The organism is Streptomyces sp. MBT53 (genome assembly GCF_016654115.1).
Taxonomy (GTDB): Bacteria; Actinomycetota; Actinomycetes; order Streptomycetales; family Streptomycetaceae; genus Streptomyces.
On sequence record NZ_JAEQAZ010000375.1, the window covers coordinates 1 to 3,531 of the forward strand.

Below are 3,531 nucleotides of genomic sequence, written 5' to 3' on the forward strand. Positions count from 1 at the left end.
CCCTCAGTCCCGTGTCACCCGCAGCCCGGCCCCCTCGCCTCCCACCGCCAGGGCCCCGTCCAGGTCCGTCCGCAGGACCACCGCGCCCATTGCGCGGAGCGCCGTGACCGTGCTGGGGGCCGGGTGTCCGTAGGGGTTGTTCTCACCGCAAGAGATCAGCGCCAGCCGCGGGGCCACCCTGCGCATCAGGTCCGGGTCCTGGTAGGCCGAACCGTGGTGGGCGACCTTGAGGACGTCCACGCCTCCCAGTAGCGCTGCCGCCGGTGACCTCAACAGCTCCTGCTGGGCCGGGGGTTCGAGGTCCCCGAGCAGCAGTAGGCGTAGTCCGGCCGTTCGGACGAGCAGCGTGACACTCGCGTCGTTCGGGCCGTCCTGGTCCGGTGCCGGTTGCGGTGGCGGCCACAGCACCTGCCAGGAGAGCGGACCGGCGCGTCGCTGTTCCCCGGCGACGGCCCGGGTGATCGGGATGTGCCGTTCCGCTGCCGCTCTCCGTACGAACTCGGCCTGGTCCGCGGGCTCTTCGAAGGACGTCGTCTCGATCGCGCCCACCGAGCGGCCCCGCAGCACCCCGGGCAGTCCGGCGACGTGGTCGGCGTGGAAGTGGGTCAGGACGACCAGCGGAATCCTGGTGATGCCGAGCGTGCGCAGACACTGGTCGATCAGCTTCGGATCGGGTCCGGCGTCCACGACCACACCGGTGCCCTTGCCGGCCGCGAGCACCGTCGCGTCGCCCTGTCCGACGTTGCACATCGCGAACCGCCAGCCCGGTGGTGGCCAGCCGGTGATCACCCGGGTCAGCGGCGCCGGCTCGACGACGATCAGCAGGAGCAGCAACCCGCAGACACCGCACAGCCACGGATGCTTCAGCAGCCGTCGGCCGACCGGCACGAGGACCGCGACGGCTACGGCGAGGAGCAGCGCCCCCGTCCAACTGCCCGGCCAGTCCACTCCCCCACCGGGCTGTGCCGCGCCGGTCCGGGCCACGTCCGCGATCCACCCGGCGGGCCAACTCGCGCCCCATGCAAGGACCTTGGCCACCGGCATCATCACCGGTGCCGTCGCCAGTGCCGCGAAGCCGAGCACCGTGGCCGGTGCGACGGCGAGTTCCGCGAGCAGGTTGCACGGCACCGCCACCAGACTCACCCGCGCCGACAGCACGGCCACAACCGGTGCGCACAGCGCCTGCGCGGCGGCAGCGGCGGCCAACGCCTCGGCCAGCCGCGGGGGAACCCGGTGCCGCCGCAGCGTCTCGCACCAGCGTGGCGCGAGCGTGAGCAGGGCTCCGGTGGCCAGCACGGAGAGCAGGAAGCCGTAACTGCGGGACAGCCAGGGGTCGTACAGCACCAGGAGCAGTACGGCCGTCGCCAGCGCCGGGATCAGTGATCTGCGGCGACCGGTCGCCAGGGCGAGCAGTGCCACGGCACCGCAGGCCGCGGCCCGCAGCACGCTCGGGTCGGGCCGGCACACGACGACGAACCCGAGTGTGAGTACCCCGCCGAGCATCGCGGTCGCCCGGAGGGAGATCCCCAGGCGCGGTGCCAGACCTCGGCGTTCGACGAGCTGGGCGAGACCGGGCGGTCCGATGAGGAGGGCGAGCAGGATGGTCAGGTTGCTTCCGGAGACGGCGAGAGTGTGCGCGAGGTCCGTCTCCTTGAAGGCCTCGTCCAGCTCGGGTGTGATGCGCGCGGTGTCGCCGACGACCAGCCCCGGCAGCAGCGCCCGCGCGTCCGCGGGCAAACCGTCGGTGGCCTCACGCAACCCGGCCCGCAACCGCCCCGCGAACCGCTGGGCTCCGGACGGCTTCCCCACCACCTCCGGCACCGGCTGGTTCCGTACGCGCAGCACGGCCGCGACCCGGTCCCCGCTCGTCAGAGAGGGCGCCAGCCGCGCGGACACCCGTAGCCGCGTGGACGGCAGCAGCCCCAGCCAGGGCGAATGCTCCGGGCCCACCTGCCGATGGCCCGGATCGACGATCAACAGCACCGGCGCCCGTGTCTCCACGACCGTCCCGTCTGCCTGCTGCACCCGCCGTACCTCGGCCTCGATGAGCACGGAGACCGGAGCCGCGTGATCCCCGCTGATCCGGGGCCGGGTCAACCGTGGATCGGAACCGACCTCCGCCTCCGCGGTCACGGACGCGTACTGCCGCGCCAGCTCGGGCACCGGCCCCCGGCGTAGATCCGCCCCGTGCAGCCCGGCGGAGGCGGCGGCTGCCGCGATGGCGAGGAGCAGAGCGGCGATGGAGGCGCGGGGCCAGGAGGCCCGGGAAGGGTCGGCCGGTGTCGGGGGTGGCTCGGGGTGAGTGGGCGGTCGGGACGCGGCACGGCTGCCGTCCACACCGCCCACACCGCTCCGCCGCCGCGCCAGCAGGAGCACAAGCCCCGCCACCAGGGCGGCGACCCCGACACCGGTGACCCAGGCCGGTGACACGTCCAGCGCCAGTGCGGCCGTCGCCCAGGCGGCGAGAGCCGGCGGTACGAGGCGTAGGTCTGTCGGGCCTTCCTGGTGAGGGTGCGCGGCGCCCCGGCGGTTCCCGGAGGAGGTATGCACGGCACGGCGGGACGAGTCGTCGTGCTGCGGCGTGGGGCGTGGAGTCCCAGCCTGGCGCGAGTCGTCGTGGACGTGGGTCATGGCCGTACCAGATCCCGTAGATCGGCGAAGCGGCGGTCGCCGATGCCGTTGACCTGGCGCAGTTCGTCCACCGAGCGGAAACCGCCGTGCTGGGTGCGGTAGTCGATGATGTGCTGGGCCAGCACGGGGCCCACCCCCGGCAGGGTGTTGAGCTGGTCCGCGGTGGCCGTGTTGAGGGAGACGGGAGCACCTGGAGCAGCCGCCACGCCGGTGCCCATTGGACCCGTCGCACCAGGCACCGCGGCGGCTGGTGTCGGCCCACCGACGACGACCTGCTCCCCGTCCACAAGGAACCGAGCGAGGTTGAGCCCCTCGGTGTTCGTGCCCGAACGCACCCCGCCGGCCGCGCGCAGCGCATCCGTCACCCGCGAACCGGCCGGAAGCCGATGAACCCCGGGTTCACGGACCTTGCCGCTGACGTCCACGACGATCTCGGCGCCGGCGATCCCGGCCGCGCTCGATCCTCCCCGCGTCCCGGCCGAGGCAGGCGACGACTCGACCCCCTTGCCCGTGGTGCCGCCCCCTTCATCGCCCCCTGCCCCGTAAGGAGCCGCCGCCCGAACCACCTCCGGGGCCCGCACAGGCTGGGTCCGGCCCACCCAGAAGTGCTGCACGGCGAAGACCGCGGCCACCACGAACAGCACGCCGAGCGCGACCACGCTGCGCCGCTCCAGCCCGCACCGCGTCTGCACCCACACCGGCATCCGCTCCCGAAACGCCGACCCGGCCCGCTCGCGCCAGACCCCTACCTCACGGCCGCCCCCGACATCGGTCTCCCCGACGTCTCTGCCGTCTCCGGTGTCTCCGCCCCTTGCGGACAGCACTGGCACCTCGGGCACCTCTGGCACGTCGGGCACGTCGGGCGCCTCAGGTCCCGCGCTCCCCCCGATCCCCCCGATC

General features: G+C 73.7%; 2 protein-coding genes. Both read right to left on the bottom strand.

The genetic code is table 11. The annotated features are described in order from the left end of the window. Positions 1 to 3 precede the first annotated feature (3 nt). Positions 4 to 2,550: a ComEC/Rec2 family competence protein gene (locus tag JHN45_RS51090; protein ID WP_201056321.1), complete on the bottom strand. Its 2,547-nt coding sequence runs from the start codon at positions 2,548 to 2,550 to the stop codon at positions 4 to 6. Positions 2,551 to 2,627: 77 nt separating this feature from the next. After that, positions 2,628 to 3,530, bottom strand: coding sequence for a ComEA family DNA-binding protein (locus JHN45_RS51095; RefSeq protein ID WP_201056320.1), 903 nt, complete (start codon positions 3,528 to 3,530; stop codon positions 2,628 to 2,630). Position 3,531 lies beyond the last annotated feature (1 nt).